The 26,550-nt window shown below is 51.7% G+C and carries 28 protein-coding genes, 1 tRNA gene, 1 other RNA gene and 1 pseudogene; 16 read left to right on the top strand and 15 right to left on the bottom strand.

The window, feature by feature from the left end:
* Nucleotides 1-12 precede the first annotated feature (12 nt).
* Nucleotides 13-2,310 (top strand): GspE/PulE family protein, encoded by a 2,298-nt coding sequence (locus BLQ12_RS24055; protein ID WP_092215050.1) that lies wholly within the window; start codon nucleotides 13-15, stop codon nucleotides 2,308-2,310.
* Between the two features lie 160 nt (nucleotides 2,311-2,470).
* Here the strand turns inward: BLQ12_RS24055 and BLQ12_RS24050 are convergent, their stop codons facing one another.
* The 3 genes from BLQ12_RS24050 to BLQ12_RS24040 all read right to left on the bottom strand — a co-directional run bounded on the left by BLQ12_RS24050 (nucleotide 2,471) and on the right by BLQ12_RS24040 (nucleotide 4,517).
* Complete coding sequence (locus BLQ12_RS24050) at nucleotides 2,471-3,034, bottom strand: epoxyqueuosine reductase QueH (RefSeq protein ID WP_092215048.1); 564 nt, start codon at nucleotides 3,032-3,034, stop codon at nucleotides 2,471-2,473.
* A 178-nt stretch (nucleotides 3,035-3,212) separates the two neighbouring features.
* Nucleotides 3,213-3,908, bottom strand: a complete 696-nt coding sequence (locus BLQ12_RS24045; RefSeq protein WP_092215046.1) for a YggS family pyridoxal phosphate-dependent enzyme — start codon at nucleotides 3,906-3,908, stop codon at nucleotides 3,213-3,215.
* 6 nt (nucleotides 3,909-3,914) lie between these two features.
* Nucleotides 3,915-4,517, bottom strand: a complete 603-nt coding sequence (locus BLQ12_RS24040) for a Maf family protein (RefSeq protein WP_092215040.1) — start codon at nucleotides 4,515-4,517, stop codon at nucleotides 3,915-3,917.
* 236 nt (nucleotides 4,518-4,753) lie between these two features.
* Between BLQ12_RS24040 and BLQ12_RS24035 the strand changes: the two genes are divergently transcribed.
* A tRNA-Leu gene (locus tag BLQ12_RS24035) sits at nucleotides 4,754-4,840 on the top strand.
* Between the two features lie 235 nt (nucleotides 4,841-5,075).
* Here the strand turns inward: BLQ12_RS24035 and BLQ12_RS24030 are convergent.
* The 8 genes from BLQ12_RS24030 to BLQ12_RS23995 form a co-directional block, all read right to left on the bottom strand.
* Nucleotides 5,076-6,197: a tyrosine-type recombinase/integrase gene (locus tag BLQ12_RS24030; protein WP_092215038.1), complete on the bottom strand. Its 1,122-nt coding sequence runs from the start codon at nucleotides 6,195-6,197 to the stop codon at nucleotides 5,076-5,078.
* Nucleotide 6,198: 1 nt separating this feature from the next.
* Complete coding sequence (locus BLQ12_RS24025) at nucleotides 6,199-6,468, bottom strand: helix-turn-helix domain-containing protein (protein ID WP_092215036.1); 270 nt, start codon at nucleotides 6,466-6,468, stop codon at nucleotides 6,199-6,201.
* Between the two features lie 10 nt (nucleotides 6,469-6,478).
* Nucleotides 6,479-7,537 (bottom strand): ParB/RepB/Spo0J family partition protein, encoded by a 1,059-nt coding sequence (locus BLQ12_RS24020; protein ID WP_092215034.1) that lies wholly within the window; start codon nucleotides 7,535-7,537, stop codon nucleotides 6,479-6,481.
* Nucleotides 7,534-8,274, bottom strand: coding sequence for a ParA family protein (locus tag BLQ12_RS24015; RefSeq protein ID WP_092215033.1), 741 nt, complete (start codon nucleotides 8,272-8,274; stop codon nucleotides 7,534-7,536). Before BLQ12_RS24015 ends, BLQ12_RS24020 begins: the two co-directional genes overlap by 4 nt.
* Nucleotides 8,271-8,537, bottom strand: a complete 267-nt coding sequence (locus tag BLQ12_RS24010) for a hypothetical protein (protein ID WP_092215031.1) — start codon at nucleotides 8,535-8,537, stop codon at nucleotides 8,271-8,273. The genes BLQ12_RS24015 and BLQ12_RS24010 overlap by 4 nt, the downstream gene beginning before the upstream one ends.
* Before the next feature lie 118 nt (nucleotides 8,538-8,655).
* Nucleotides 8,656-8,723, bottom strand: an RNA gene (locus BLQ12_RS24005) — hammerhead ribozyme type II.
* An 18-nt stretch (nucleotides 8,724-8,741) separates the two neighbouring features.
* On the bottom strand, nucleotides 8,742-8,924 hold the full coding sequence (locus BLQ12_RS24000; protein ID WP_092215029.1) for a hypothetical protein: 183 nt from the start codon (nucleotides 8,922-8,924) through the stop codon (nucleotides 8,742-8,744).
* 99 nt (nucleotides 8,925-9,023) lie between these two features.
* Nucleotides 9,024-9,401 carry a hypothetical protein gene (locus BLQ12_RS23995; protein WP_092215028.1) on the bottom strand — a complete coding sequence of 126 codons (378 nt, stop codon included), beginning with the start codon at nucleotides 9,399-9,401 and terminating at the stop codon, nucleotides 9,024-9,026.
* Nucleotides 9,402-9,633: 232 nt separating this feature from the next.
* On the opposite strand from BLQ12_RS23995, the gene BLQ12_RS23990 reads away from it, so the two are divergent.
* Nucleotides 9,634-9,798 carry a ribbon-helix-helix domain-containing protein gene (locus BLQ12_RS23990; RefSeq protein WP_092215027.1) on the top strand — a complete coding sequence of 55 codons (165 nt, stop codon included), beginning with the start codon at nucleotides 9,634-9,636 and terminating at the stop codon, nucleotides 9,796-9,798.
* Here the strand turns inward: BLQ12_RS23990 and BLQ12_RS27165 are convergent.
* Complete coding sequence (locus BLQ12_RS27165) at nucleotides 9,777-9,995, bottom strand: hypothetical protein (RefSeq protein ID WP_139164091.1); 219 nt, start codon at nucleotides 9,993-9,995, stop codon at nucleotides 9,777-9,779. The two genes, BLQ12_RS23990 and BLQ12_RS27165, sit on opposite strands and share 22 nt — an antisense overlap.
* 104 nt (nucleotides 9,996-10,099) lie before the next feature.
* On the opposite strand from BLQ12_RS27165, the gene BLQ12_RS23985 reads away from it, so the two are divergent.
* The 4 genes from BLQ12_RS23985 (at nucleotide 10,100) to BLQ12_RS23975 (ending at nucleotide 16,343) form a co-directional block, all read left to right on the top strand.
* Nucleotides 10,100-10,585, top strand: a complete 486-nt coding sequence (locus BLQ12_RS23985; protein WP_092215024.1) for a hypothetical protein — start codon at nucleotides 10,100-10,102, stop codon at nucleotides 10,583-10,585.
* Nucleotides 10,586-10,825: 240 nt separating this feature from the next.
* Nucleotides 10,826-14,860, top strand: a complete 4,035-nt coding sequence (eruA, locus tag BLQ12_RS23980; RefSeq protein ID WP_092215021.1) for an NACHT domain-containing antiphage protein EruA — start codon at nucleotides 10,826-10,828, stop codon at nucleotides 14,858-14,860.
* Nucleotides 14,861-15,077: 217 nt separating this feature from the next.
* Nucleotides 15,078-15,719 (top strand): SEC-C metal-binding domain-containing protein, encoded by a 642-nt coding sequence (locus BLQ12_RS27160; protein WP_175470041.1) that lies wholly within the window; start codon nucleotides 15,078-15,080, stop codon nucleotides 15,717-15,719.
* A 114-nt stretch (nucleotides 15,720-15,833) separates the two neighbouring features.
* Nucleotides 15,834-16,343 (top strand): hypothetical protein, encoded by a 510-nt coding sequence (locus BLQ12_RS23975; RefSeq protein ID WP_092215019.1) that lies wholly within the window; start codon nucleotides 15,834-15,836, stop codon nucleotides 16,341-16,343.
* A 14-nt stretch (nucleotides 16,344-16,357) separates the two neighbouring features.
* Here BLQ12_RS23975 and BLQ12_RS23970 read toward each other — a convergent pair whose 3' ends face one another.
* The gene (locus BLQ12_RS23970; RefSeq protein WP_092215016.1) at nucleotides 16,358-16,699 is read right to left on the bottom strand and encodes a HigA family addiction module antitoxin; all 342 of its coding nucleotides are present in this window, start codon (nucleotides 16,697-16,699) and stop codon (nucleotides 16,358-16,360) included.
* Nucleotides 16,700-16,981: 282 nt separating this feature from the next.
* On the opposite strand from BLQ12_RS23970, the gene BLQ12_RS23965 reads away from it, so the two are divergent.
* The 7 genes from BLQ12_RS23965 to BLQ12_RS23935 all read left to right on the top strand — a co-directional run bounded on the left by BLQ12_RS23965 (nucleotide 16,982) and on the right by BLQ12_RS23935 (nucleotide 23,218).
* On the top strand, nucleotides 16,982-17,452 hold the full coding sequence (locus BLQ12_RS23965; RefSeq protein WP_092215013.1) for a hypothetical protein: 471 nt from the start codon (nucleotides 16,982-16,984) through the stop codon (nucleotides 17,450-17,452).
* Between the two features lie 454 nt (nucleotides 17,453-17,906).
* Nucleotides 17,907-18,665 carry a hypothetical protein gene (locus tag BLQ12_RS23960; RefSeq protein ID WP_092215010.1) on the top strand — a complete coding sequence of 253 codons (759 nt, stop codon included), beginning with the start codon at nucleotides 17,907-17,909 and terminating at the stop codon, nucleotides 18,663-18,665.
* Nucleotides 18,662-19,957, top strand: a complete 1,296-nt coding sequence (locus BLQ12_RS23955) for a replicative DNA helicase (RefSeq protein ID WP_092215007.1) — start codon at nucleotides 18,662-18,664, stop codon at nucleotides 19,955-19,957. Before BLQ12_RS23960 ends, BLQ12_RS23955 begins: the two co-directional genes overlap by 4 nt.
* A 121-nt stretch (nucleotides 19,958-20,078) precedes the next feature.
* Nucleotides 20,079-20,501 carry a hypothetical protein gene (locus BLQ12_RS23950; protein WP_092215006.1) on the top strand — a complete coding sequence of 141 codons (423 nt, stop codon included), beginning with the start codon at nucleotides 20,079-20,081 and terminating at the stop codon, nucleotides 20,499-20,501.
* Between the two features lie 6 nt (nucleotides 20,502-20,507).
* Complete coding sequence (locus BLQ12_RS23945) at nucleotides 20,508-21,077, top strand: MerR family transcriptional regulator (protein ID WP_092215003.1); 570 nt, start codon at nucleotides 20,508-20,510, stop codon at nucleotides 21,075-21,077.
* A complete protein-coding gene (locus BLQ12_RS23940; RefSeq protein ID WP_175470040.1) occupies nucleotides 21,074-23,017 on the top strand; it encodes a terminase gpA endonuclease subunit in 1,944 nt (647 codons plus the stop codon). Before BLQ12_RS23945 ends, BLQ12_RS23940 begins: the two co-directional genes overlap by 4 nt.
* 6 nt (nucleotides 23,018-23,023) lie before the next feature.
* Nucleotides 23,024-23,218 (top strand): helix-turn-helix domain-containing protein, encoded by a 195-nt coding sequence (locus BLQ12_RS23935; protein ID WP_092214999.1) that lies wholly within the window; start codon nucleotides 23,024-23,026, stop codon nucleotides 23,216-23,218.
* A gap of 100 nt (nucleotides 23,219-23,318) precedes the next feature.
* Here BLQ12_RS23935 and BLQ12_RS23930 read toward each other — a convergent pair whose 3' ends face one another.
* Nucleotides 23,319-25,145: a tetratricopeptide repeat protein gene (locus BLQ12_RS23930; protein WP_092214996.1), complete on the bottom strand. Its 1,827-nt coding sequence runs from the start codon at nucleotides 25,143-25,145 to the stop codon at nucleotides 23,319-23,321.
* A 481-nt stretch (nucleotides 25,146-25,626) separates the two neighbouring features.
* Between BLQ12_RS23930 and BLQ12_RS28425 the strand changes: the two genes are divergently transcribed.
* Nucleotides 25,627-25,851: a helix-turn-helix domain-containing protein gene (locus BLQ12_RS28425; RefSeq protein ID WP_092214993.1), complete on the top strand. Its 225-nt coding sequence runs from the start codon at nucleotides 25,627-25,629 to the stop codon at nucleotides 25,849-25,851.
* Nucleotides 25,852-25,946: 95 nt separating this feature from the next.
* Here BLQ12_RS28425 and BLQ12_RS28420 read toward each other — a convergent pair whose 3' ends face one another.
* On the bottom strand, nucleotides 25,947-26,087 hold the full coding sequence (locus BLQ12_RS28420; protein ID WP_367888802.1) for a hypothetical protein: 141 nt from the start codon (nucleotides 26,085-26,087) through the stop codon (nucleotides 25,947-25,949).
* Nucleotides 26,088-26,332: 245 nt separating this feature from the next.
* Between BLQ12_RS28420 and BLQ12_RS27820 the strand changes: the two are divergent.
* Nucleotides 26,333-26,550 (top strand): annotated as a pseudogene (locus BLQ12_RS27820) (IS5/IS1182 family transposase); the annotation flags it as partial.

Raw genomic sequence — 26,550 nt, 5'->3', positions numbered from 1 at the left:
AGGAGTGGTGCTGTGAGCGGAGCGACCAACGGGGCGAGTGAAGTTGAAAACCTTCAGCACGAAGTGACCTACCGTACCCGTCTTCAGGACATCTGCAATAAGATTTACGCTGCGGTGAACCTGGACGACATCATCATCCACCTCAAGGATGAGATCAAAACCCTCTTTGAAGCCGAACGCATCACCATCTACTATGTGGACGGGGTGAAACGGGAGATTGTCTCCCGGTTCAAGACCGGCACAGAGATCGATGAGATCCGCCTGTCCATTACCACCTCCAGCATTGCGGGCTACAGCGTCCTTAAAAAGTCTCTCCTGAACATCAAGGATGTCCATGACAACCGAGAGCTGGCCGCCATTGACCCGAGCATCACCTTTGACTCCAGCTGGGATCGCAGAACAGGCTTTGTCACCCGGCAGATGCTGGTGGTCCCCATCCTCTATAAAACCTACCTCCTCGGCGCGGTTCAACTCATGAACCGGAAGCAGGGGGATGCCTTTACCGCACAGGACGAAGAGAATCTCCAGGAGATCGCCAAGATCATCGGCATCGCCCTGTACAACCAGAAGCGCGTGGCACGAAGCAAAAAGGGCAAGTTTGATTACCTTCTGGAAAATCATATCATGACCCAGAAGGAGCTGAACCACGCCGAACGCATGTCTCGCGAATCCGGGGAGGCCGTGGAGCAGGTGCTCCTGGCCCAGTACAAAATTCCCAAAGGGGATGTGGGCGAAGCCTTGAGCCGCTACTACAAAGCCCCCTTTGTGGAGTACAACAGCAGCATGCCCATTCCCGGGGAGCTCCTGGATGGCCTGAAAGTCCCCTTTATGCGCAACAACCACTGGGTGCCCCTGCGATCCGAAGGGGACAAGGTGGTGATCATCGTGGATGATCCCCACGATGCCCAGAAAATGGGCCAGATCCGTGTGCTGTTCCCGGGCCGTGAGCTGGAACCCTTTGTGTCCTTCCGGGAGGATATCCTCAGCTACATCGCCCTTTTTACCCAGGACGAAAAGCAGCAGTCCTCCATTGACGATATCATCTCCAAGCTGGCCGATGAAGAGGAGGAGATCGAGGAGGCCGAGAGCGGCCTGAGCGAAGAGAGCAGCGTCGTGGTTCAGCTGGTGAACAAGATCATCATCGATGCGTTCAACCGGGGGGTCTCAGATATCCATATCGAGCCCTATCCCGGCAAAGAGAACACCAAGGTGCGGTTCCGTACGGACGGCGCCTGCTCGGTTTATCAGACCATTCCCTATCAGTACCGGAATGCCATCGTCTCGCGTCTCAAGATCATGTGCGATCTGGACATCGCCGAGCGCCGGAAGCCCCAGGACGGCAAGATCAAGTTCAAGCGCTACGGAGGCCTTGACGTGGAGTTGCGTGTGGCCACCGTGCCCACCCAGGGCGGCATGGAAGATGTGGTGCTGAGGATCCTGGCGGCAGGGGAGCCGATTCCTCTGGAGGACATGCGGTTTTCAGATCGGAACTTTCAAAAATTCGTCGAGATGATCAACAAACCCTATGGGATCATCTTTGTCTGCGGCCCCACGGGCTCCGGCAAGACCACCACCCTTCACTCCGCCCTGGCCAAGATCAATGACGAGGAACGTAAGATCTGGACGGCCGAGGATCCCGTGGAGATTACCCAGAAGGGCCTGCGTCAGGTTCAGGTACAGCAGAAGATCGGCTTTGACTTTGCCGCCGCCATGCGCGCCTTTCTCCGGGCCGACCCCGACGTCATCATGGTGGGGGAGATGCGGGACAGGGAAACCACCCATATCGGCATCGAGGCCTCCCTTACCGGTCACCTTGTCTTCTCCACCCTTCACACCAACAGCGCGCCGGAGAGCATCACACGCCTGCTCGATATGGGCATGGACCCCTTTAACTTTGCCGACGCCATTCTTTGCATCCTGGCCCAGCGGCTGGTGCGTACCCTCTGCAAGGACTGCAAGGAAGAGTATCACCCCAGCCGTGACGAGTACGATGATCTGGTGAGGGAGTACGGTGGCCAGGAAGAGTTCGACATGTTCATGAATATTCCCTACACGGACGATCTCAAGCTGCACCGGGCCAAGGGCTGCGAGAAGTGCAGCAACACCGGCTACCGGGGCCGAATGGGGATCCATGAGCTTCTTGAAGGGACCGATGAGATGCGCAAGCTGATCCAGACCAGTGCCCGCATGGAGGAGCTGCGGGATCAGGCCGTCCGGGACGGCATGAGCAGCCTGAAACAGGACGGAATCGCAAAGATTTTTCAGGGGTATTGTGACCTGTTGCAGGTGCGGAAGGTGTGTATAAAGTAGGTCATGGGAAAATCAGGTCATGGGAAAAAAGGGGGATAGGTCATAGGTAAGGAAGGATACTGAAACAGTAAAGGGCGACCGTTGGGTCGCCCTTTTTTATTGTATCGCGGGGCGCAAAGGGTCAAGGCCCTATCACCTATCACCTATCACCTATCACCTATCACCTATCACCTATCACCTGCTTTACCTTCTTGATCTCTTTCGCGTACCGATCCTTTTCGCTATAAATGCACCCGCAGTACTGCTGCCGGTACAGGCCCATCTCTTTGGAGGTGTCGATGCCCTCCTTCCAGCCGGGGCGAAAATCCTCATAGTAAAATTTAACCCCCACCTGCCTGCCCAGGGATTCGCCGATGCTTCGGATGAGCTCGTGGTTCTGGTGGCGGCTGTAGAGGAGGGTGGAGGTGAATGCCTCGAACTTTCCCCGTTTGGCAAGAAGGGCCGTTGCCCGGAGCCGGTCGTGGTAGCAGGCCCTGCATCGATCCTTTTCCCGGAATGCTGCCTGCCGGAGAAATTCTTCCAGCTCGTATCCTTCCTGATAGATCATCTTCATGTCGCAGGATTCCGCAAACTGTTGCATGGCCTCTTCACGCTTCATGCACTCGGTGAAGGGGTGGATGTTGTGGCGGTAAAAGAATCCCATCAGGTTATGCCCGGCCTCCCGGAGCACCCGCGTTGGGTAGATGGAACAGGGGCCGCAGCATGTGTGCATCAATAGTTTCATGGTAAAACAGTGCCTTCGGCGGGCAGGGGATAGATCCCCTGCACCCCAGGTTTGCATAAGCTGCGCCCCCACGCCTTTCGGGTGCGTCGCTGTTGCTCGCGGGCTTTGCCCGTGGTTAATGGTATGTTTTTTTAAGCCCCTTGACCAACGGCTTGATGCGAAGGCCGTGCGGGCGGTGTTATCGGGCCGAATAGTCCCGTGCCCCGAAGATGGCCGTGCCGACGCGTACCAGGGTGGCTCCTTCTTCGATGGCCACCTCAAAATCTCCGCTCATGCCCATGGAGAGTTCTTTCATCTCCACGCCGGGGAAACCAAGGGCTGCGATGCGATCCCGGATAAGCCGCAACTCGCGGAAGTAGGGCCTGGCCCCTTCGGGGTCGTCGAAGAAAGCGGGCATGGTCATGAGGCCCTTGACGGCAATATGTTCAAGGGTTGCCACCTCTCGGACCAGCTCCACGGCGTCTTCGGCTGTGGTTCCGGACTTGCTCTTTTCACCGCTGGTGTTGACCTGAATGAGAATGGGCTGAACCACACCTTTTTTAGCGGCCTGTTTGTCGATTTCCCTGGCCAGCTTGAGGCTGTCCACCGAGTGGATGAGGGCAAAGGCTCCGGCAGCGTACTTCGATTTTTTGCTCTGGAGGTGGCCGATGAAGTGCCACTCAATGCTGGTGCTTCCGATCTCCTCGATTTTGGCAACAGCTTCCTGGATGTAGTTTTCACCGAAGATTTTCTGACCGGCGTCCATGGCCTCTTTGACCATTTCGGCGGGTTTGATTTTGCTTACGGCAACGAGTCGGATCTCGTCGGGGTTGCGTCCTGCCTTTTCGGCGGCTTCTCTTATCTGTTTTTCAATGCGTTGAATGCGATCTTTCATCACGTGCTATCTGAACTCCACCAGATCGATTGCTTTTAAATGTTCCACCACTTCGCAGACGGGCAGTCCCACCACGTTGGTGTACGAGCCTTTGATCTCCCTGACCAGGGAGGCGCCTTTGCCTTGGATACCGTAGGCTCCGGCCTTGTCAAAGGGCTCACCGGTGTCAATATACCAGCTTATCTCGGCTTCGGACAGCGCTTTGAAGGTGACGTCGGTAACCACCACATCGCAGATTTCCCGGTCAAGGGAGGCGTTGAGCAGGCAAAAACCGGTGCATACCTGGTGGGCCCGGCCGGAAAGGAGTCTGAGCATACGGTTCGCGTCGTCTCCGGACGCCGGTTTGCCAAGGATCATGTCGTCCACCACCACGATGGTATCGGCCCCCAGAACCCAGCGGTCCGGGTGGCTTTCAGCCACATCCCTTGCCTTCAGGCGGCCCAGGGCTATGGCACAGCCGGCCGGGTCCACCCCTTCCGGCAGGATCTCGTCGGCGTGGCTTGGAATGATATCAATAAGAACTCCGGCTTCTTCAAGGAGGTCTTTGCGTCGGGGAGACTGAGATGCGAGGACAAGTCGTTGGGTATCAATGTGTTGAATTTCTTTCATTTCGGGGGTTGTACCAGAAAACCCACATGCATGCAAGGTGAAGGCACCCAAGCCGGGAGATTTCCAAGACGATGGAAAGCCATCACTTTCGGATCCTGCAAAAATGCCTCAGAAAGACTGGTACCACAGGGTTTAAAATTCATCAGGGGCAAATTGTCGGTTGCCATTCAAAAAAAAATCGCGTAAAGAGATACAGTCCTTTCGACATGTTTCGAACAGGACCATTTTTATGCTCTGCCCGGATGGCGGAACTGGTAGACGCAAGGGACTTAAAATCCCTCGGACGCAAGTCTGTACGAGTTCGATTCTCGTTCCGGGTACCATAAAAATCTCCATGATTTCACGAATTTAAAAAGGGTTCTTCGCTTTGTGCGGGGAACCCTTTTTTGTGTCAAAAATGGCGAGATAGGGCAAACTATACGGCATTTACCGTATAGTTTACCGTATAGTTCCACGTTTTGAATGGGGGGCGATCATTGCATGGAAAAGTGGCCTTCTTAGAATTGCTACAAAAATGGGAAGATCTTTTTGGGGGATGATTTGTTGCAGGGCCATGAACTACTTTTGTCCGTCGGGCTTGGGCGTCGGTATCGGCCCCAGGGAAAAACGGTTTGAGGCTTCGATCAGGTGATCCGGCGACAGGTGGGCGTAGACCAGGGTCGAGGTGATGGACTTGTGGCGCATGAGGTCTTGTATGGTTTTTAAGGGTTCTCCCTGCATGGCCATGTAAGAGGCGAAGGTGTGCCGGAGGTCATGGAAATGAAAATCTTCATACCCGGCGGATCGGACGGCCCTTTTAAAAAGGTTGGACATGTAGGACACCGTCGTCCAGCGCCAGAGGGTGCGTCGCTTTCTTGAGGCGTCCATTCGGCCAAGGCATCGGACCAGGATCTCCCTGGCCGTATCGTTGATCGGAACCCGGGATTCCTGCCGGTTCTTCTGCAGGGCCGAGATCCGGAGGAAACCCTCCGGGGCATCGATGTCGTCGGGCGTGAGCCGGAGTGCTTCACCGGAGCGCAGCCCCAGGTAGGCGCTGAGAAGACAGAAATCGTAAAACTCCGGGTCTTTAATTTCTCCCATGATCTCTTTGAGCTGGTGAACGGGGATATAGCGCACCGTCCCGGGCACCTTTGGCGCTTTAGGGAAAATAAAGGCCTTGGCGTACTCCCATTCGATGGCCTTCTTTAGGGCCGCTTTCACGTGGCGGAAGATTTTGCCCACGTAGGCCATGGACAACCCGGCCAGGAGAAGGTTGCTGGTGAGATGGTCAATATGGCGTCCCGTTATGTGGCTTACATCCATGCCGTCCCCCCAGCACTCACTGGCTTTATTCAGGGCCTGTATGTACAGCTTATACGTACCGTCGGACCTGTTCGCCTCCACGTACCTGAGGAACTCCACCTTAAAATCTCCCCACGTCATTCTAACGCCTGTGGCAATGGCTTCCACCTTTCCGGCCATCAACGTCCTGTTGAACTGGTTGATCAGCTTTTTCGCGAGCTTTGGATCCTTTGTGGCTTTTCGCTCTCCAGGCATGGCAAGGGCTTTACGGCGGGTGACGGTCCGCCGTTTGCCCTGGGTTCCTGTTTTCGTCTCTTGCCACTCGGCGTAGAAGGTCCCGAATTTCGGGTTTTTCCAGAGGTGCGCCATGGACTGATCGTACGATATCTTGGGAGCCATATTAGAATCTTCCAATGCTTATGCGTTCGGAGTTGTACCAGTTGTCAATAGATTCCCGGTCGATAACGTACTTCCCAGTGCGCTTGAATCCGTAAATATACCCCTCATCCACCCACGTGCGCAGCTTGCGCTTGCTGGTTTTGGCATACACAACGGCCTCTTCCATGGTCAGCCATCGGGGCAGGGTGCTTGCTACATGAACCGTTTTCATGACCTTCAGGGCCACCAGTTCTGCCAACGCTTCCATCTGTTCTCTATCAATCTGCGGCATGCTTCCTCCTCTAATCTCTCACGCACATGGGATCCCGGAGCAGTTCCTCCAGGGCCTCGTTCATGGCCTTTTTTGTTTTATGCTTGCTCACCAGCTTCCAGCCTCCCGTGTGGCTGAGTTCTTTAATCGCCTTGTCGTAGTCCAGCGTCCGGAAGATCCGAAAGCCAGCTCTGAGGAGCTTGACCCGGCAGGAGCCGGTGAGGTTCAGGGGCTCTTCGGGGCCGCCTTCCTGGTTCATCATGGACAGCGCCATGTTCGGAATCCGCTCAAGCTCCGTCTTCAGATCCCGAAGGGCCAGGACCAGGGCCGCGGATTCATCCGGCTTGCATTCGGTCAGGTTCACCTTTCGGATTTCGTCCGTCAGCTTTTCCACCCGGGCGGTGGCCCCGGCTGCTTTGGATTTCTTCGCCTTGGGTTGCTTCGGCTCATCCGTCTCGTTTGTTCTGATGCCTGTGGCCTGATTGAATGCCGCCTCCATGGCCTCCGGCGTCTCCATCCGGGAGATGGCAATCAGAGCCCGTTTTGAGATGTCTACGCGTAGACATTTTTCCCGGATCGTCTCCGGCAGCTTGTTTAGGCCCAGGGTTTCGGTGATGTTGTTCCGGGACTTGCCCACAACCCGGGCAAGATCCTGGTGGGTGTATCTGAACTCCTTCTGCATCCGGGCGTAGGCTTCGGCCTCTTCCATGGGTGTGAGGTCCTGCCGGAACATGTTTTCGATGAGGCCGATCTCCGCCGGGCTCCCCGTGGTGACGTAGCAGGGCACCGTGGCCTTGCCTGCCATCTTGGACGCCCTCCACCGCCTTTCACCGCCCCCAATGAAATACTCGCCACGTTCAACGAAGATGCATAAGGGGGTGATGACGCCCTGGTGCCGGATCGATTCGGCCAGGGCCTCCAGCTCCTCCTGGTTGAACACCTGCCGGGGCTGGTACGGGTTCGGCTTCAGGGCATCCACCGGCACGTTGAGGAAGCTGCCCTGGGGCAGAAGCTCATGGGATGAGGTCCCGGACTCCCCGCCGAACCCGGCGGCGATCTTCACCTTTTTGTTGGCTCCGAGCTTTTTCATAGTGCCAGGTACTCCTCGGTGAGGGCGGCATAATCTTCGGCCCCGATCCCCTTGGGCGCGAACTGGAAAATGCTCTGCTCCTCGATGGCCGCCTGGAGCAGGGGCTCTGTTTTTCGGATTTTTGTCCGGAGCATGATCTCCCGGTATTGCGCCAGCTCGCTTTCCGCCCATTCATTGGTGCGGGTGGTGGTGCTGCGGTACATGGTGACAACCAGGCGCACGGTCTTTCCTGCAAGGCCGATTTCGGCGATCTTGTTATGGATGTTGGCGATCCCCCCAATGGAAAAACTCCCGTAGTCGCAGGGGATCAACACATGGGTCGCCGCCACCAGGGCGTTGACGGTCAGCTGGCCCAGGGAAGGGGAGCAGTCCAGGAGCACGTGGTCATAGCCCAGCCCCTGGAGGGCCTTGGCCAGCCGGGACTCGGAGAAAAGCTCAGGGATCAACAGATCCTCGGCACGCTTCAACGTCTCGTCCGCCGGGAGCAGGTCCACATGGCCGCCCAGGACATCCTTTATAACCGCCTCGGGGATTCCCGCCTCCTGGTGGAGCACATGGCTTGTTGTGTAGGTGCAGCCCGAAGCAAAGACTCCGGCGGCGCTGGTGAGGTTTGCCTGGGGATCCAGGTCCACAAGGAGAACCCGGTTTTTCGCGAGTGCGAGCCCGGCGGCCAGGTTGATGGCGGTGGTGGTTTTGCCCACGCCTCCCTTTTGGTTTGCGATGCAGGTGACGTTCATCTTTTCAGCTTTCCTTTCTCCATATGGCTTAACGATTCCAGGGGCACGTACCCCACTTTTCCTATCAGCCACACCACCTGCCGATTTCCGGGCAGGCAACCGATTCCCCGGATGGTGTATGTCTTGCCATCGTGGGGGCCGCCGATGACGGGGTGGTATCGGACAGGGTCGTTTTTCGTGAAGATGGGGTGGGGTTTGCTGAGTAGGGTTGCCGATGGTTTTCGTTTTTCCGAGGCCGTAAGACCTGATTTTTCGCGTTTCATGGCTCTCCTGATTTTGGGCGCACTTCACCCGTGACGGGAAACGCCCTTTTTGTCTGTCTTTTTGTCGGTGGATGTTGTGGCCGGAGTCTCACACAGCAGCCATCCATCAGCTCATTTGTTCAGCCTGTCTCATCAGTGCCGGGCGGCCAGTCCCGTGCAGACTCCCCGGGAAGGGGAGTTTCGACTTCTTTTTCCTTGGCGGTTCTACAGAGCCTTGATCCGGGTCAACTCTACCGGAAAGATGAAGCCCACAAGCCACACCATGCTGTTGCCCTTCTGAGAAACAAAGGCGTCCGACCGGGTGACGGTGGCCGTGCTCCTGCCTACGAATACAGGGGTATGAACGGGGTGCATGTGGTTCCATTTGTCGATTCCGGTTTTTTCCATAATTCGTACCTGCACATTTATGTAGTTTTTGAATGGGTCATGGGTATGGCCGGGGCAATGAACCAGTCAGCTTCAGCAGCTTGATTTTCTGGTATACACTCAAGGCGGCCTTTGACTCTTGGCATTCCTCCATGGCAGCTTGTTCTTCCTGCTTTGCGAGGGCCTGAAGGCTGGGCTTCCAGAAGGAATCCGCACAGGCGGCGGCAAGCAGATCGCAATCGAGAAAATGGGAGCCCTCGCTGTTAACGGCCACCTACCTGATCTTTTTGGTGAAGGGTTCTCGGCGTCATACATAACCAACCGACTCGCCAGGTCCTTGCCCCAGGCCCTGACGACAAAGCAGAGTGGTCCTCTCCCCACGTCAATTCCGCGGGTGAGGGCAATGGCCGTCTTGAGCACGATGCCCGGTTTGTTCTTGGCCTTGTGGGTGAAAAGCAAGGCTTCCGCTTGTGCCTTTTCCCTTTTTGCTTTCTCCATGATTCCTGCTCCTTCTTTTATGTAGAGGGTTCTTTTCCCCTGGATTACGTTGATGCCGTGATAAAAACGTGGTGCGGGGCCTATCTGTGAGGGGCGGGTTGGCTCCTGTGATGGCCCGTGGGAAACCCCGTGTGTTACAGGGGGTTGCTTGTGTGTCTCGCCTGGGCCACGTTTCATTTTGATTCCAGCCTATTGCATTGCGCCGTTGCGTGTTCCTTGTTAAGGGAGAGCCATGGATAAGATGGAGAAGACCACACACATTCACATCCGGTGTACCCGGGACCTCAAGGAGCAGCTCGCCAAGATCGCTGAAGAGCAGGAGCGCACCCTCTCAGGGCAGGTGGTCTATTTCCTGAAAAAATCCATCAAGCAACATCAAGGCAGTGGGTCAGGTTGAGTCGCTGCTTTTTTTATGGCTGCCTTGATTTCTTCGGGTGTCCCCTCAAGCCAGACGATAGGCTCAGTGCCAGTCGCTCCAGCCAATACCTTCGCTTTTTTCCATGAAGGTCGTTTTTTGCCGGAAAATATTTCGCTGACAAAACCCGCGCTTAATTTCGTCTTATTTACGATATTTGTTTGAGTTCCTCGTTTCATAATTATGCTTTTAGAGAAGTTTTACCGGATCGTCAAGAAAAACTTTTCTGATAGCAAGAAAACTTCTGTTGTTTATTTTTCGCTATTAGCTAAAGATTGAACCTATGATAACGAATGACCCCACATACAATAGATTTTTGCGTGCGCTTCAACGTGTCGTTGAGAAGGATTGGCATAGAAAAAAGAGCGTATTAGCCCTTGAAGCAGGTATTTCCGGGGGGTATTTAAGTGAGGTTCTGAACGGCAACAAAAGAGCATCATTTGATAAGCAACATGCAATTGTTAAGGCATGCGGCTACTCGTATGACGATTTTCTTGCTTTGGGAGAAAGTCTCTTAGCTGGAGAAGAGCCTGGCAGCCTTAAAAAAAGTAGCGACACCAGCCTGACAAAAGACGTACCCACCAAAGAAGTGAAGGCTGGTAAGAAGATGGAAGTTGAAGCACTGAAAGAGCTCCTCCAACATTACAAGGAAGAGCTTTCGGAATTGCGCGATGAGATCCGCTACCTGCGCGGAGAGTTGAAGGAAGCAAGGCGGGAGGCGGAGGCCCAAGACAAGCCGCCAAAGCCTGAAAAAAAAACGGCCGTGTGATTCCCATGCACAATCGCTCTAAGGCGGAGGTGCATTTTTTTTATTCGAAAAAGAAACAATGTTCTCGTGAAAGGAACGTTATAAATAGGTAGCGATGTGTGGCCGGGCTGCGGGTGTGGCCCGGTCGTTTTCTTTCTAAAGTGTCCGTTGGAAGGTATGGCATTCACCTGGATACGCCCAAAAATAATTCAAATCGGTAGAATGGAATAAGTCCGATTTATATTAAATGATTATGCGCATATGAATTCAATCTATCTTCCCCGAAGACTCTCAATCAATGGCAACATTTACACTGAAACTGAGCTACTCGCCGCTTCGAAGTATGTAGTCGTGTTGGCTGAGCCCGGTGGTGGAAAAACGGAGCTTATGGGAAGTCTTGCCCAACAATTGGGTGCAAAAGTAGTGACAGCGAGTAAATTCGTATACGTGGGAGCAAGGGAAGAAAACATACCGCTCTTGATCGACGCATTTGACGAGTTAGCAAAAATAGATGCCTCCGGTATTTATAAACTACTTGGCCAAGCTGAAGCGATAAATCCAACACACGTTTACTTGACGAGCCGATCCAGCGAGTGGGACAACGCTTTAACAGAGGCATTCACCGAATTTCTCGGACACCCGCCTCTGGTGGTTGGACTCTGCGAGTTTAAAGACATTGAACAGCGTGAGATCTTTAATCACCATATGCCGGGGGAGGACTTTGCTGCGTTTCAGGCCGAGGTTGCGCGATTTGATTTGGAAGCACTTCTTCCCAATCCTCAATTTCTTAAGCTGTTTGCTGATGCTTATATCGAAAGTGAAAGACACTTTACCGATAAACAATCAATCTTCGCACAAGCAGCCGAACGTTTAGCAAAGGAAGTAAATCCCAATGTAAAGAGAGTCGACTCAATGCTATCGACCAGTCAAAAGGTGAGCATAGCATCTGATGTTTTTACCAAACTCTTATTATCTGGTGCTGAAGGCGTCTGCATACAAGAGGCCACCGAAAGTCGAACTTATCCGTTGCTGGCGTCATTAGTTGATCGCGACGTAAAGGCTGGTAGTATCTTGGCCTCTCGTCTTTTCAAACCCAGGGACAGTGAGGGACAGCACCTCCCTGTTCACAAGATTGTAGCCGAATACTGCGCCGCAGGCTATCTCACAAAACGAATAGCAGACCCGGCGGATAAGCTGACCTTATCTAAGTGTTTGCCTATTATCGCCCCAAACTCAACAGTTCGAGATGAACTACGCGGCCTACTGGGTTGGATGGCAACATTAGGCATCAAATCTATCGAGGACGTTGCAATTGAGCTTGACCCTTATGCGGTGTTGGCAAACGGGGACCCCTCTCAGCTTGAACATTCGTCAAAGCGACTGCTTTTAAAACGGTTGCAAGATATTGAGGAAGAGGACCCCTACTTTCGAAGAGGGGATTACTGGCGTCGATTTAGTGTTGCAGGTTTCTTCACTAATGATGTGATGGAAGAGATCAAACCTCTTCTTGTGGTTCGCAGCGATGGACACTTGCGTGATCTAATCCTTGAACTTTTGGCAGGGGCACCAGGGGTTGGACAGCTAAGAGATGAGTTGCGCCAACTTGTTTTAGCGCCCAATGAAAGCGAAAACACTCGCAGGTTGGCGAATCGGTGTTTACTTGATATCGAAGGTTATGACCAACTCCCCGTTCTATCCGATCTTTTTATTGAGGCCAGTGCTACGTCACTTACAATTTCTGCAGAGACCATCAAGACACTTGGGCCGGAAACATTCGATCAGGCTTATCTTGCAAATTTCTTTCGAATCTGTGCAAAGCTTTACCCAGGCCACAAAGAACGACATGAAGGTATAATAGGCGAACGATATTTTATTAAGCACTTCATATCCGAATTGGATTTACAGCTTATCCAACAGCTCTTGGATGAACTTACCAAAGACCTATCCTGCGTATGCGGCAAGGAATCTTATGAATGTGACTGCCGAAACGGCATGAGCAAGATTGTCGGATCAATGCTGGATCGCTACTTCGAATTGGCTAAGCCTCCTTTTAAACCTGCACAAATTTGGCAATGGGTCCGAAGTTTGAATTTCCATGTGGGCATAAGTGCACATCAAAGCAAATCTGTAAAAGTACTTCAAGATGATGACAGCCTTCGTCAAGGTATTATCGCGCATGTATTTGTAAAACTAACTGATCGTGATCAAATATTTAACAATAGGGTGAATACGTTTCAAGGACATTCTCAGTCACACTCTGGCCTTATTTTTCGTGTTGGCGACTACAAATTTATAATTGATTTGGCGTTTGATGCTGACAACGTAGATTTGTGGGCGAGCTTCATACAAAGACATCAGCCCTATAGAGATGAGAAAGACCGAGGTCCCGACGACTTGCGGCGCCACATGCGTGAACAAGCACTGCAAAAACCTTCGTTCATGCGAGAGTGGGCTAAGACGAATCGTGATAATTTACTACAAATCAAACGAGACAGACGTCTGTGGCGTCACGCCAAGCTTAAGCGAAGGATGGCTCGCCAAAGCAGATGTGAAGAGGAAAATCGTGTCGCAAATATAAAATATATTGCAGATAATCGAGAGATTATCGAGGGGGGGGCGGATTGGCGTTGCTTGGTTCGCTTCGCAAAATTTGTGCTTATTGACCCCGAAAAAATTGAACACGTATTTGGCGATGAGAAGATCGTTCGAAATGCACTCAAAAATTGTCTTGATTTTATAGCTCCACGCATCCCAGATCTGCTCAAAATCTCTGAATTACGCTGTGCATCAAAGACGTTACACTCTGTCATGATACTCCATGCGGCTTGCTTGGAGATCATGCGTATCAAGGGTAATCTTGAAGATGTTAAGCTTTCGCTGCTTAGAGCACTACGTACTAACATTGATATGGGGTACAATGGAGTAACAGAAGAAGAGAGGATTGCACTTAAGAACGAAGTAGACCGCCTCATCTTTCCAGATGCCGAGAGCGCTGAAGGCTTTCTCCGGCAATATGTCGAGCCACAACTATCACACTCGGAGTTTAATCATCCTGATCTTTGGTTACTTCACAATGAAGAGGCTTTCAGCCACTTACGCGCTACATTATCAATTGAATGGCTTAAGCATTTTCGGGAATTGGCTCTTGAGCCGTTAGATAAGCTTTTCGAGATTGCAGCTCAGTATGGGGACCGGTGCCAATTAAAAGAAATCATTGAGGAACGGTGTTCTGACTTTATGGGTAGATGGCCCAACATGACTGAAGATGATGATATTAAACAAAAGCGCACTTTTTGGTTCGTAAGGGCGTGGTATTTTTTCGACAATGCACCTAAAATATATTGGAATTGGCTTAAAGCAGATAAGGATACTTTATTTATACTCTACGAGCGGTCTGATCGAATGAGTCATCGAGATCATCCCTACTGGCCCAAGCTCACATCAAGGAAGGTAGAAGCCATTTTAGATGCATTCATCGACAAATGGCCTAAGGTATACCTTTCAAATTCCTGGGGGACATCAAGCCCAAAAGAAGAGACCGCATACCGCTTTTTGACCGAAGTGATTTGGTCTATTGATTCAGATAGTCCCGATGATGCTATCCCTGTCCTCGAACGGCTTCTTAAGGATTCGCGTTTTGCTAATTTGAATAATAACCTGAAGAACATATATGCTGGGCAATTGAGAAAGAGAGCACTGAGGGATTTCGAACCACCGAAACCTGATGAAATCGTGAACTGGCTTGAACACGACACCGTGGTTACTGTGGAGGGATTGCGTCAACTCGTGATCCACGAGCTTCAAGACTTCCAGAAATCTATCGATGGTGGAGAGTTCAACAGCGCTGATCGCTTTTATGAGAAAGGTGATCATCTAAATGAGGTACGATCAACTGAGATTATTGCTGAGCGTCTCAGCTTGAGACTTGAGCCTCAAGGGATCACTGTGACACCAGAGCATCCGCTAAAGAGCGCAAAGCGAAGTGATTTTACGGTGACAAAAATGTTCAGCGGTAAAAGGCGATTGCTTGTAACCGAGGTCAAAGGGCAGTGGCATGGCGAGCTATATACAGCCGCTTCAGATCAATTGTATGAACGATACTCCATCCATCCAGATGCAGAGCAGCAGGGTATATTTCTTGTGATCTGGTTTGGTGAAGATGAATATGTTGCTGGACATAAAAAGCATGGCATCAGAAATGCTCAAGCACTAAAAAGCAGCATTGAAGAACGCTTACCGAAAGCACTCACCGGACTTATTGATGTGTTCGTTTTGGATGTGTCAAAGCCCAAGTAAGATTAATAGCTACGAGCAAAGATGAAAAAGGGGACAGGCGCTTTAACCTATTGTAGGACGCTATTGAGGGCTTATAGTATGTATGATGGCGGAAGCCTCTCAAACGAAAAATCGGGGCCCTCTGCCATAACTAATTGGGATACTGACAGCCCCGTATTCCAATGGGTATTACGGGACAGATCTGTCCAATAATAATTGTTAAGTTTCAAGGATGAATATGGCTTTTACTCCAGCAATAGTTCCAAATTTTATTTCTGCTGAGCTAAAGAAAGCATGCTTAAAGGTTGCAGGTCATGAAGAGACCTGTTTTTTAGAAATTCAGCATAGCGATAAATATATAATAAATAAATGTGCTTACAACGCTATGGTGGAAGCTGATGCTGTTGGAGGGCGAGTGGTTTTTGGTTGGGCAATTTCTATTTGGGAAAATGTAGCGTTCGACTTTATAGGACATGCAGTCGTAGAGCTAAATGACAAATATTATTGTGTCACTCCTACAATAAGAGACGATAAGAGAGTGCTCTTCCTGAAAGATGATTCAATAACATTTGATTATGGCAACCCTAATTGCAGGCTCCCTTCGTGTGAGGTGGCTATTTCAAAAAGGCCTGAAGTAGAAAAGTTTTTAAAGCTTCGAGCAAGGATCAGAGAGATAAAACTAAAATACCCAGTTTCAAGTGGACTTATTTCTGTGTCGGTTGAAGATGGCCAAGAGATTTCTGCTTTAGAGCGTCAAGAAATAGAACTTTTGGATAGGATAAATTATGCCCTTCATCCGGTAAAGGCCCAATGCCCCTGTGGTTCAGGCAAACAATTTAGAAAGTGTTGTAGGCCTCACATGAAAAAGGCGTTCAGTTGAAACTTAACAAGCCTTTTGCAGAAGAAAAATAGGGCCAGGCAACATTAAGCTGCCTGGCAAGGCGTTCAATATAGTGGCCTCTAACACTCAATTATTTGATAAACCGGAGTCACAATGACGCTGAATATTGAAGAAATAATCTCAACTATACATAAAACCGGCTGTTCTTTAGAAAATAAAAGTGAACATAAAAACGGCCCCTGGACCCACGCAATCAAGCAGTCTGTTGCTGATTATATTCGCAAGAACGACGAGTCTTTGAGCATCTGTATAGGTGACAGTCAGATTGATAATAAAGACTGTGGAGAATGGCTTTATGATATAAGTGCAGTGAGGTTAACCGAGGACAATCACCATCTCATTTCTGTAGAGCTGATTATTGAATCCGAATGGGGTAATGTTGACGAAATTATACATGATTTTCAAAAATTATTGCAAGCTCGCTCGCAGCACAAAGTAATGATATTTCAGGATACATCAGCGCCTTACTATAGCATTTTTGTTGAGTTGGAGAAGCAAGTCGCACTCTACCAGGATGCTGAAAGTGGGGAAGAATACCACTTGTTGTGTTGGAAAAATAAAGATCCCGATCACGGGTTTCAATGGGTAAAGCTTGTCAAGTAGTCAGGTGCCATTCATCATGGTTTATCCCTGTCCTCCGGCTTCCATATAGGTGCGTCACCTCGCGTCTCTTCTGCAAAGATCTTCACCTCGGCCAGCGTGTCGCCCAGGGTGATTTTTGCCATTTCTATGTCATAATGGGATTGGATGTTCATCCAGAACTCTGGGGATGTGCCAAAGTATCGTGACAGGCGCAGGGCAGTGTCGGCGCTGAGGCTCCTTTTTCCATGGACGATCTTATTGATGCGCATGGCCGGGACACCCAGGTCCTTTGCCAGGCGGCTTTGGCTGATCCCCAGGGGTTTCATAAATTCTTCGAAGAGAATTTTTCCTGGATGGGTTGGGTTAAAGTCTTTCATGGTCCCTCCTAATGGATACAATGATTTCTTATTGACAGCGCCCTGACGTTTCGATTAAGTATTATCCCACTCACACAGCACCACCCGCACAGGCCGGAGACAAGGCCCGGCGGTCCTTCCATCAGCTCATAGCCGCAAGGCATGGGCTATTTTTGTTTCTATACCCCATGTTCAGCCCCCTCTCTCAGAAAAAAATCATTTTTTGAAAAATAAAATTCCACTTTACCTGTACCCCCTCTTAACCCGGTGGGGCTACAGACTTTTCCATTGGAGATTTAGGGAATGGTATTAGCTGACACAGAACGTGATGAAATCACCAATGAAGCCAATGCAGCGGTTAAGCACCGGTGCAAAAAGTCGGAGGTGGTGAAGCGCATTGCGGAACGGATGTCTCTGTCCGATGCAACCATCTACGACTACCTGACAGGCCGCATTAAAGTAAACCTGCGCTTTTTAAAGGCCGTGGTGGCCGTGACTGAAGACCCCTTCCTGAAGAGCTACCTGGAGCCCGAGGGCATGAGCCTTGTGGCGAAAGAGGATGTCTTTTCACCTACGGACAACTGGGACAAGGAGTCCTTTGACGTGGTCTCGGCCATTTCGACGCTCAGGGAGAAGGCCCAGGAGCTGGTGACCAACGGTAAGCCCACCAAGAACGCTCAGCTTGAACTGCTGGCAAATTTTCAGGTTTGCCGGAGGGAGTTGGATGAGCTGGAGGCGCTTATCCTTGGGCGTGTGCGTGACGGTGGGAATTAGGGGCAGGAGGACGCAATGGGACAACCAGAACAGAAGACCCGAAACATCAAGCTTACCCGCGCCGTGCTGTGAAGCAAAAGCTTTGCGGAAGCCGGGCGGCTTTTCGATGTGGGACAGACACGGGCACGACAGATCTATGACGCGAATGTGTGCATGTTTTTCTTTGACAGGGGCAGAGGTGAGGACGGGACACAGAAGAGCCTTGCTGTGCTGAGACGAGAGTATACCGGGCACTGCCAATACTGACGAAGTGAGCAGATTTGAATTGTTTCAATGTATTGAAATGATGAGAGAAGCAGAAATAGAAAATCGGTAAAAATGGTCAGAAAATGAGAGAGCCCCGACAGTAGGCGCTGCCGAGGCTCAAATTCTTTACCAAAACAATGAGAAAAAGATAACACACGACGTTGTTCTATACAAGTAAAAAGTTGTGTTGTTAGAAAGGGTTAATCGCATGGAAAGGGGCTATTTGAAGGCATGGCGCAAGGTTGAAGATTCTGTGTCCTGGAGCCGGGGGCTGGAGTATCGGGGGTTGATGTGGAGCATTCTCAACCGCGCTCGGTTCAAGCCGGTCTATTTCTCGGGGCACCACGTACCCGCCGGTTCATTCGGAATCGTCGTTTCGGAGTGGGCCCTGGGCGAGGGGATCACCCGGCCCAAGCTGCAGCGCATGCTCAAGGCCCTGGAAGAGGATGAATTCATCAAAACAGAGAACGTGAGCAACCGATTCTGTCTGATTACGGTTGTAAATTGGGATACATACCAAACCTCACCCGAAGAAAGCGAGCAACCGGTGAACAACCAGCGAACAACCGATGAGCAATTACCTATTAAAGAAAGTAATAATATATATATCACCCCCCAATTTTTGGAATTTGCTGAGAAGTACCAGCAGAAGCAATGGCAGATCCACGGCAACGCCGCCCCGGACCTTACCGAGGAGTTGTTTTTCAAGGGGGCGGAAACAGTGGGGCGACTGGTTCAGGATGGATTCAGCTTTTCATACATCGAGAGCGTTCTGGAGTGGGCACAGGAGCACCACTTCTGGGGGAAGGGGCAGCTTCGCTCCCTGTCTGAGCTGAGGTGGCGCAAGGGACGGGCCGTGACGAACCGGTTCCAGAACGTGGCCGTGCAGTATGAAGCCGAGCGAAAGGCATCCACCCCGCAATCCGTTGTCACCGATGCCGGTGCCATTTACAGGAGCTTTTCATGAAACAACGCAATTCACAACGAGGTGCAGCGTCATTCCTTGGGGCCACGCCGGATCAGGTAGCTGCCGAAGAGTCGGTGATCGCCTCCCTTCTGTGTGACAACGAGGATCTCTTTGACGTGGACGGGCTTCGCCCCGGGGACTTTTACAACCCGCAGAGTCAGCTAATTTATGCGGCCATCGCTGAGATCATCGGAGCTGGTAAGACAGCGGACCTTGTGACCGTGTCGCACCGGTTGAAAGGGGAGGTCCCCGCAGCCGAGATAGCGCGGTTTCTTGACCGTGTCCCCATCTCCACCAACCTGAAAGCCCACGCGGACATCATCCGGGAGGGGGCAAAGCGCCGGACATTGCAGAAGCAGGCCTTCAGCGCGGCGCAGGCATGCAGCCAGGGTGTGGACATCAACGAGATTGTCACCCTGATGCACAACACCGACGATGATCGGACGGAAGGGCACGACATCTCCATGGCCTCCATTGCGACCCGGTCCATGGAGTGGTTGGAGGAGATGGACGCGGCGGACGGTTCGCCGGGCCTTCCCACGGGCTTCAAGGAGTATGACAGCGTCATGGGCGGCCTGCATCCCACGGACTTTATCCTCATTGCGGCCAGGCCCTCCATGGGCAAGACCGCGCTGCTTCTGAACATGGCCCGGAACCTGGGGCGGCGGAAGGTTCCCGGTCTGATTTTTTCCATGGAGATGTCCGAAAGGCAGCTCTGCAACCGTCTGACCTCTGACGTGGGGAGCATCAACTCACAGATCTTTCGCCATGGCAAGGTGCCCTCCGAGGCCATGTGGCAGCGCATCCACGATGCCGCCAGCGCGGTGGCCGAGATGCCGCTTTACATCGACGAGACCCCGAACCAAAGCATCTCTCAGATCGAAACCATCGCACAGAAGTACCATCGCCGGTGCGGCATCGGCTGGATCGGTGTGGATTACCTGCAACAGATGAAGGGCTGGAATCCGAAAGAGCAGGGGGACATGGCCGACATCACCAAGCGGTTGAAGGGCCTTGCCAAACGGCTGGACATTCCGGTGATCGCTCTCTCCCAGCTGAACCGAAAGCTTGAGGACCGCACCTCCAAAGTGCCGATCCTCTCCGACCTGCGGGATACCGGTGCCATGGAGCAGGACGCGGACATCGTGCTCTTTCCCTACCGGCCCGCCGTCTACAGTGAGGAGGCCCATCCCAATGCGGCAACCCTCATCGCCGCCAAGAACAGGAACGGCCCCATCGGGAAGTTCGATCTGCGGTGGGACCCGGAGTACACCCGGTTCAACGACGCATGACGACTTGGCAAGAAGAGGGAAGGAGCCGAAAGCGCTTTGGGTCCTTCTCAGGCTTTGCCCCATGCGGGTAAGAATGAGCGCGATAGTTCTTCGCACTTAAATTTTAAAACGAGCTGGAACAATGGAACATCGAGAAAATACAGACCAATGCAAGTCAGCCAACGGCAGAGAGATCTTCACCCCGGCCGAGGCAGCCGATGCCTTCGGCCCGGAGTTCCTGGACCTGGAGTGCTGCCGGGGCTGGATCCTCAACCGGATCCACAAAGGCGAAGCCCGTTGTCCCGGGTGCGGATCTTCCATCCTGGACGAACAACGGCTCTTCAGATTCTGGAGCGGAAAAAGATTGTCCTGCCCGGCCTGCGGGAAAAAGTTCACCAGCCTCACCGGGACCTTCCTCTCCGGAAGCCACATGGACTACCGGGGGCTCTTTCTGCTCTTCGTCTCTTTTGGCCGGGGGTGGGAAACGACGGAGACGGCCAGGCGTATCGGGTGCGACCCGGCCACGGTGAGGAACTGGCGCAAGAAAATTGAAGGGATGAAATAGAGACTTATGACAGACACACTTTCAAACCCCAAGGCCATCACGGCCTACCTGAAGGAGGCCGGGTACAAGGTCAGCCAGTCCACGGTGTACAAGCACCGGGACGAGGGCCGGATCCCGGCCCAGAAAGACGGGAGCTTTCTGGTGAAGGACGTGGACCGGTATGCGGGGATGCACCTGAAACGGCTTGATGGCGAAGCCTTCAGTGAAGACATGGAGGCGATCCAGCGGCAAAAGCTCACAGCGGAAGCCAGGAAGGCGGATGCCCAGGCAGATCACTGGGAACTTAAAACCCTGGTGGACTCCGGGCAGTACATTGACCGGGAGCTGTTCAACGGGGAGCTGGCAGCACGGGCGGCGATCTTTCGAAATGCCCTGGCAACGTTTTTCAGAACCAACGCGGGAGAGATGATCCGGCTTGTGAAGGGAGAGCCGGAGATGGGGCCCGACCTCATTGATTTTTGGCTGGAAAAACTGGAAGGCGCCATAGGGCGGTATGCGGAGCCGAAGAAATGGCCGGTGATGGCCGTGAGCACAATGGATTCAAAAGAGATGGACTTAGAGGAGATGGCAGAATGATTCATGATGATGATGGAAACCCTCAATATGTTGTCTTCACAGACGCTGAGCGCCGTATCTTCAAACCCAAGGAGAAACTGACCGTCTCCCAGTGGGCCGAGCGTCACCGGTGGGTCGCCAAAGGCCCGGCCCAGGGGCTCTGGACCAATGACCTGACGCAATACCTGGTGGGGCCCATGGATGCCTGGAACCTGCCCTGGGTGCAGAAAATTATCATGTGTTTCGCACCCCAGACGGGCAAGAGTCAGGCGGCCATCAATTGCATGTGCTATGCGGTGGACCAGGATCCCGGTCCGGGCATGTATGTGATGCCCGACGAAAAGGCAGTGAAGCGGATCAGCAGGCGGCAGATCATCCCCTCTCTGAAATCATCCCCCAGAGTTGCGGAGCTTTTGGGAAAAAAGGCTGATGACGTGTCCACCCTATCCATCAACTTTACCCACGGCATGGACATCATGATGGCCTGGGCTTCTTCGCCTGCGGTCATGGCATCCGAGTCCGTCAGATACATCTTCTTTGACGAGCCGGGCAAGTACCCCGAGTTCTCCGGCAAAGAGGCGGATCCCTTCAGCCTGGGAGAGATGAGAACCAACGCCTACCCGTTCACCAAGAAGATCCTTTATTTCTCTACCCCGGCGGAAGACGGGGACGCCTTTTCCCGACTGCTGGAAGAGGAGGTGGAGGTTATGCACCACTACGAGGTGCCTTGCCCTATTTGCGGCACGTTTCAAAAAATGGAGTTCCCTTCCATCCACTGGCCCAAAGGCTCCCAGGCAGACCACAGAACCGTGGTTAGGAAAAAATCCGCCCGGTACACCTGCACCAAGTGCGGCATGGATTGGGACGACATCGACCGGAACCGTGCCGTGAAGCTCGGCAAGTGGGTGCCCGAGAAGGAGATCAAGAGACCCGTGGCCGTGGGGTTCCACCTCCCTTCCTGGTACTCTCCTTTTGTCAGCCTCTCCGATGTGGCGGCGGCGTTCCTGAAGGGCCTCCAGGACCCGGCCAAGATGATGGCCTTCGACACCCAGCACAAGGCCGTGCCCTACAAACCGGTGATGGCCACCACCGACGAAAGCAACCTCCTGAAGCACAAAACCGAGATCCCGCCGGGTGTCGTGCCTAAAAACGCCGTGGCTCTCACCTGCGGCATCGACATGCAGAAGACCAACTTTTATTTTGTGGTCAGGGCCTGGGACAAGGACCTCACAAGCTGGCTCATCCAGTACGGGACGCTTTCCACCTGGGACGATGTGGAAAACCTTGTCTTCAACACTCGGTATGAGGTCCAGGACTCCACGGAGACCAAGGGGATCTTCCGGGCCGCCCTGGACACCGGCGGCGGCATAAATGCCGATGACGATTGGACCCGGACCGAAGAGGCCTACGAGTGGCTTAGGGATAACAACCGAGGCGTGATCTTCGGGATCAAGGGCGCATCCAAGACCCAGTTCCAGAAGGTCCAGGTAAAACTCATGGACAAGATGCCCCGAAGCAACAAGCCGATCCCCGGTGGCCTGGAGCTGCGGCTCTTGGATACCCACCAGCTCAAAGACCTTCTGCACTATCGGCTTGCCCGTAAAGAGGCGGATCCCGAAACCGGCAGGCCCGCCGACGCCCAGCGGTTCTACCTCCATTCAGAAACCGACCTGGCCTACGCCAAACAGTTCCTGGCCGAGGAGAAGCGCCGGGACAAGAAGACACGTAAGGTCAAGTGGCAGCAGATCGGAGGCCGAGATAACCACCTCCTGGACTGCGAGGTCTACGCCGCAGCCTGCGCCGACTCGGCCTGGACGCCCAGCATCCGGTACCTGGCCAAAGCCCAAGAGAAGAAGAAAGACGCCCCCAAACCAAAACCGGCCCCCAAGCAAGAGGCCCAGGACGTCCGACAAAGAATCACAGGAAATCGAAACCGGCCCAGCTGGTACAACAAGAGGTAGGGTAACATGATTGAACGAACGGTGAATGTAATGGAAGCAGCAGAGATGATCTCTTGTTCACGGGCGCACGCGTACAGGCTTCTGGAGGCGGGGGAGATCAAGGGGTACTACACCGGGAATCGGCGGGGGTTGCGGGTGATTGAGCGGAGTGTGGAGGAGTTTGTGGAGAGGCGGAAGGAGGAGGCGGGAGTGGAGGTTTAGGGGTATGTCTACGTGTAGACATCTTGATATGATGGTGCGATTAGAGCTACACATTTTACATATCTTTCCAATTTTCAAAAAATGTGTAGCCCTATCCACTTTATTTTTTCTTAATCGCCTGTGCACTCTTGTAGAGCTTGTCTGCTTCTGCATGCTGGCCTAACTTGTCGTAAAGCACGCTTAAATTGTTCAATGCTGTTATCACATTTGGGTCTTTCGGGCCGTATTCCTTTTCCGTGATTTCCAGAATTCGTTTGTAGAATGGCTCCGCATCAGCGTACTTGCCTTGCTTGCAGTAGTTTCTTCCTATAGCTTTTAAGTAAAAGACCAAATTAGAGTGGTACGGGCCAAGGTTTTTCTCGGTGATCGCCAATGCACGCAAGCGGAGCTGCAAAGCGTCAGCATAATTGCCTTTTTTTTCGATAATCGCACCTAAGTTGACCAGGTCATAGGATACTGATAGGTGATCTGGGCCAAGGTTTTTTTCTCTAATCGCCAGCTGGCGCTTGTAGAAAGGCTCTGCTGCAGTGTACAAACCCTGATTGTCGTACATGCTTCCTATGTGCCAAAGAATTGAACTTAAATCTGGATGATCTGGACCAAGGGTATTTTCTTTAATTACGAGCGCTCTCTTATACAGGGGCTCTGCTGAATCGAACTGACTGTGCATGTCGTAATACAACCCCAACGCCTCCAAGCTATCGGCCACATCAAAGTGACTTGGACCAAGGGCCTTCTCCCTAATCTCTAACCCACGTTTGCAGAGTAGTTCTGCTTCTGTGCCACCACCTTGTGCTGAATAAATCCATCCTAAACGTGACAGACTATTTGCCAAATCGAGGTGATCCGGGCCAAGAGTTTTTTCTTTAATTGTTATCACGCGCTTATAAAGCTGCTCTGCCTGATAGTAGTCCCCTTGCTTAAAGTAAGTATCTGCTAAATTCTCTAAAGACCGGACCAGTTCAGGGTGCTCCGGTCCAAGGGCTTTCTCATTGATTTTAATCCTGCGCTTAAAAAGAGGCTCAGCTTCAGTATACTGGCCTTGATCGTAGTGATTGAAGGCTAAGTATTCTATAGCATTTGCCACATCGGGGTGGTCCGGTCCAAGATTTTTCTCTGTAATTGTAAGCACGCGCTTGAAAAGAGGTTCAGCTGCAGTATAATGACCTTGATAGGCGTAATTGAAGGCTAAGTATTCTATAGCATTTGCCACATCGGGGTGGTCCGGTCCAAGATTTTTCTCTCTAATTGTAAGCACGCGTTTGAAAAGAGGCCCAGCCGCAGCATACTGGCCTTGATCGTTGTAGTTGCAAGCTAAGTATTGTAGAGCATCCGCCACATCGGGGTGATCCGGTCCAAGACTTTTCTCCCTAATTGTAAGCACGCGCTTGAAAAGAGGCCCGGCCGCAGCATAATGCCCTTGATCGTTGTAGTTCCAAGCTAAGGATCCTAGAGCATCCGCCACATCGGGGTGGTCTGGTCCAAGGCTCTTTTCCTTAATTGTAAGCACGCGCCTGTTAAAAGGCTCAGCCAAAGCATACTGCTTTTGTTTTTCATAAAGTAACGATAGGAGAGACAAATTTGCGACCACAATAGGGGCCTCCGAGCCAAGAGCCTGCTCATTAATTGCCAGTGAGCGTCTGTAGAGGGGCTCTGCCAAAGCGTAATGACCTTGTTCATCGTATATTAAAGCTAAGTTAAGCAGACTCTTTGCTACATCGGGATGGCCTGAACCGACAACACTTTCGGCAATGCGGATGGCTTTTTGAGCAAGAATGGCAGCACGATCGTATTCACCGGCATCGCAAAGATCTATGGACTCTTTTTGAATGATTGCCCATTCAAGCCCAGCTCCTTGTGCAAAGACCGGCGGGGCTACCAGCACCAAGAGTAAAAAAAACGTTGTGATTGATAAGGTGTATTTCATTAATCCGAATGTCTCCTTGGCGGCTAATTATCAAGACTACAGGTTGTATGTCCATATGTATTGGGTTGGCCCAGACGTCACGATCGGCTATGGAAAGAGTGAAGGTCTGGCTCCGTTACAGGAACCCTAACGTTTATCTTGATCCATTTGTTCACAAGAATAATACTGCTCTATTCCTTAAACAGTCACTTATTATTGTTTGATATTTTAGTTCTCAAAATAGCTATAGTTCATATACATAATACAGTATAGCAATGCCACCTACAATATGAGATGACCCTGCTATAATTAATCACGGATGCATATTTACACGTTGTTCAAGACCTGAAAAATTAAGGGGTATCTTGCTGCGAATCGATGCGGATTTGGGTGATTGAATCTGATATGGGGTGGGGGTAGAGGCGGAAGGCTATGGGGTAGGTTTAGGGGATGGCTACGCATAGACATTCCGAAATGGCAGGCCGTGACGGGGTTGTGTCAAATGTCAAGACGCGACCCCTTTGCCCAAGCGATGATTGAACGAACGGTGAATGTAATGGAAGCGGCAGAGATGATCTCTTGTTCACGGGCTCATGCTTACAGGTTGTTGGAGGCGGGGGAGATTAAGGGGTACTACACCGGATATCGGCGAGGGTTGAGGGTGATTGAGCGGAGTGTGGAGGAGTTTGTTGAGAGGCGGAAGGAGGAGGCTGGGGTGGGGGGGTAGGGGATGCCTACGCGTAGACATCCCGAAATGCCAAGCTGTGAAGGGGAACAAGTGGCAAAGAGGTGACCCTCTCCAAACAGGCTCTTTTTCCCAATTTATACATTCGAAAATTGTATTGGTTTAGGTATTGTTATTTGCTTCATGCAACAAAGCGCATAATCGTCTGTCATGCCCGAAATATAATCAGTGACAATCTGTTGAGGAATAAACGATTCATTTGAATAAAATTCATCCATCTTTTTTAAATAGTTGCCAAAATGATTGTGTAGAACAATACGATTGTCGTTTATATACTCTGAGTAATTTTGACCACGTTCACAATATAAATTGCATAGATATTCAAACAACGTCTTAATTAGAGGTTGCTGAATAATATCTATTCCACTGAAAACAGATACGAAACGTGATATGTTTTGTGCCTGAACTGCAATGATAACAGGCTGGTTTTTGAAAAAGCCTTGCACTTTGAGGTTAAAAATTTATGTACAGGCACAATGAGAAGCAACTTGTTTTAGAATTTGAGCTACCTTTTGGCGGCAGATTGTCCCCAGACAACCGCTGGGTAAAATTGGGTCACCTGATTCCCTGGGATGAATTTGAAAATGAGTACCATGGAAAGCTAACTCAATCCGGTCAAGGCCCCCCAGCAATATCAGCACGAATGGCTCTTGCTACGCTCATCATTAAGGAACGTTTGCA

It is taken from the genome of Desulfoluna spongiiphila (assembly GCF_900101345.1).
Classification (GTDB): domain Bacteria; phylum Desulfobacterota; class Desulfobacteria; order Desulfobacterales; family Desulfolunaceae; genus Desulfoluna; species Desulfoluna spongiiphila.
Note: the sequence above shows the minus strand (reverse complement) of the source record. Positions and strands in the feature narration are given on the sequence as shown.

Bases quoted from the DNA above. Each gene is read 5' to 3' on its own strand.
- BLQ12_RS28425 (WP_092214993.1), top strand. From the start codon at position 25,627: ATGTCAAGACGCGACCCCTTTGCCCAAGCGATGATTGAACGAACGGTG.
- BLQ12_RS23975 (WP_092215019.1), top strand. From the start codon at position 15,834: ATGACGCTGAATATTGAAGAAATAATCTCAACTATACATAAAACCGGC.
- BLQ12_RS24020 (WP_092215034.1), bottom strand. From the start codon at position 7,537: ATGAAAAAGCTCGGAGCCAACAAAAAGGTGAAGATCGCCGCCGGGTTC.
- BLQ12_RS23950 (WP_092215006.1), top strand. From the start codon at position 20,079: ATGGAACATCGAGAAAATACAGACCAATGCAAGTCAGCCAACGGCAGA.
- BLQ12_RS24045 (WP_092215046.1), bottom strand. From the start codon at position 3,908: ATGAAAGATCGCATTCAACGCATTGAAAAACAGATAAGAGAAGCCGCC.
- BLQ12_RS23990 (WP_092215027.1), top strand. From the start codon at position 9,634: ATGGATAAGATGGAGAAGACCACACACATTCACATCCGGTGTACCCGG.
- BLQ12_RS24030 (WP_092215038.1), bottom strand. From the start codon at position 6,197: ATGGCTCCCAAGATATCGTACGATCAGTCCATGGCGCACCTCTGGAAA.
- BLQ12_RS24040 (WP_092215040.1), bottom strand. From the start codon at position 4,517: ATGAAAGAAATTCAACACATTGATACCCAACGACTTGTCCTCGCATCT.
- BLQ12_RS23960 (WP_092215010.1), top strand. From the start codon at position 17,907: ATGGAAAGGGGCTATTTGAAGGCATGGCGCAAGGTTGAAGATTCTGTG.
- BLQ12_RS23995 (WP_092215028.1), bottom strand. From the start codon at position 9,401: ATGGAGAAAGCAAAAAGGGAAAAGGCACAAGCGGAAGCCTTGCTTTTC.
- BLQ12_RS23930 (WP_092214996.1), bottom strand. From the start codon at position 25,145: ATGAAATACACCTTATCAATCACAACGTTTTTTTTACTCTTGGTGCTG.
- BLQ12_RS24015 (WP_092215033.1), bottom strand. From the start codon at position 8,274: ATGAACGTCACCTGCATCGCAAACCAAAAGGGAGGCGTGGGCAAAACC.
- BLQ12_RS23965 (WP_092215013.1), top strand. From the start codon at position 16,982: ATGGTATTAGCTGACACAGAACGTGATGAAATCACCAATGAAGCCAAT.
- BLQ12_RS24000 (WP_092215029.1), bottom strand. From the start codon at position 8,924: ATGGAAAAAACCGGAATCGACAAATGGAACCACATGCACCCCGTTCAT.
- BLQ12_RS28420 (WP_367888802.1), bottom strand. From the start codon at position 26,087: ATGGATGAATTTTATTCAAATGAATCGTTTATTCCTCAACAGATTGTC.
- BLQ12_RS27165 (WP_139164091.1), bottom strand. From the start codon at position 9,995: ATGAAACGAGGAACTCAAACAAATATCGTAAATAAGACGAAATTAAGC.
- BLQ12_RS23985 (WP_092215024.1), top strand. From the start codon at position 10,100: ATGATAACGAATGACCCCACATACAATAGATTTTTGCGTGCGCTTCAA.
- BLQ12_RS23945 (WP_092215003.1), top strand. From the start codon at position 20,508: ATGACAGACACACTTTCAAACCCCAAGGCCATCACGGCCTACCTGAAG.
- BLQ12_RS23935 (WP_092214999.1), top strand. From the start codon at position 23,024: ATGATTGAACGAACGGTGAATGTAATGGAAGCAGCAGAGATGATCTCT.
- BLQ12_RS27160 (WP_175470041.1), top strand. From the start codon at position 15,078: ATGGCTTTTACTCCAGCAATAGTTCCAAATTTTATTTCTGCTGAGCTA.
- BLQ12_RS23970 (WP_092215016.1), bottom strand. From the start codon at position 16,699: ATGAAAGACTTTAACCCAACCCATCCAGGAAAAATTCTCTTCGAAGAA.
- BLQ12_RS24010 (WP_092215031.1), bottom strand. From the start codon at position 8,537: ATGAAACGCGAAAAATCAGGTCTTACGGCCTCGGAAAAACGAAAACCA.
- BLQ12_RS24025 (WP_092215036.1), bottom strand. From the start codon at position 6,468: ATGCCGCAGATTGATAGAGAACAGATGGAAGCGTTGGCAGAACTGGTG.
- BLQ12_RS23940 (WP_175470040.1), top strand. From the start codon at position 21,074: ATGATTCATGATGATGATGGAAACCCTCAATATGTTGTCTTCACAGAC.
- BLQ12_RS23955 (WP_092215007.1), top strand. From the start codon at position 18,662: ATGAAACAACGCAATTCACAACGAGGTGCAGCGTCATTCCTTGGGGCC.
- BLQ12_RS24050 (WP_092215048.1), bottom strand. From the start codon at position 3,034: ATGAAACTATTGATGCACACATGCTGCGGCCCCTGTTCCATCTACCCA.
- eruA (WP_092215021.1), top strand. From the start codon at position 10,826: ATGAATTCAATCTATCTTCCCCGAAGACTCTCAATCAATGGCAACATT.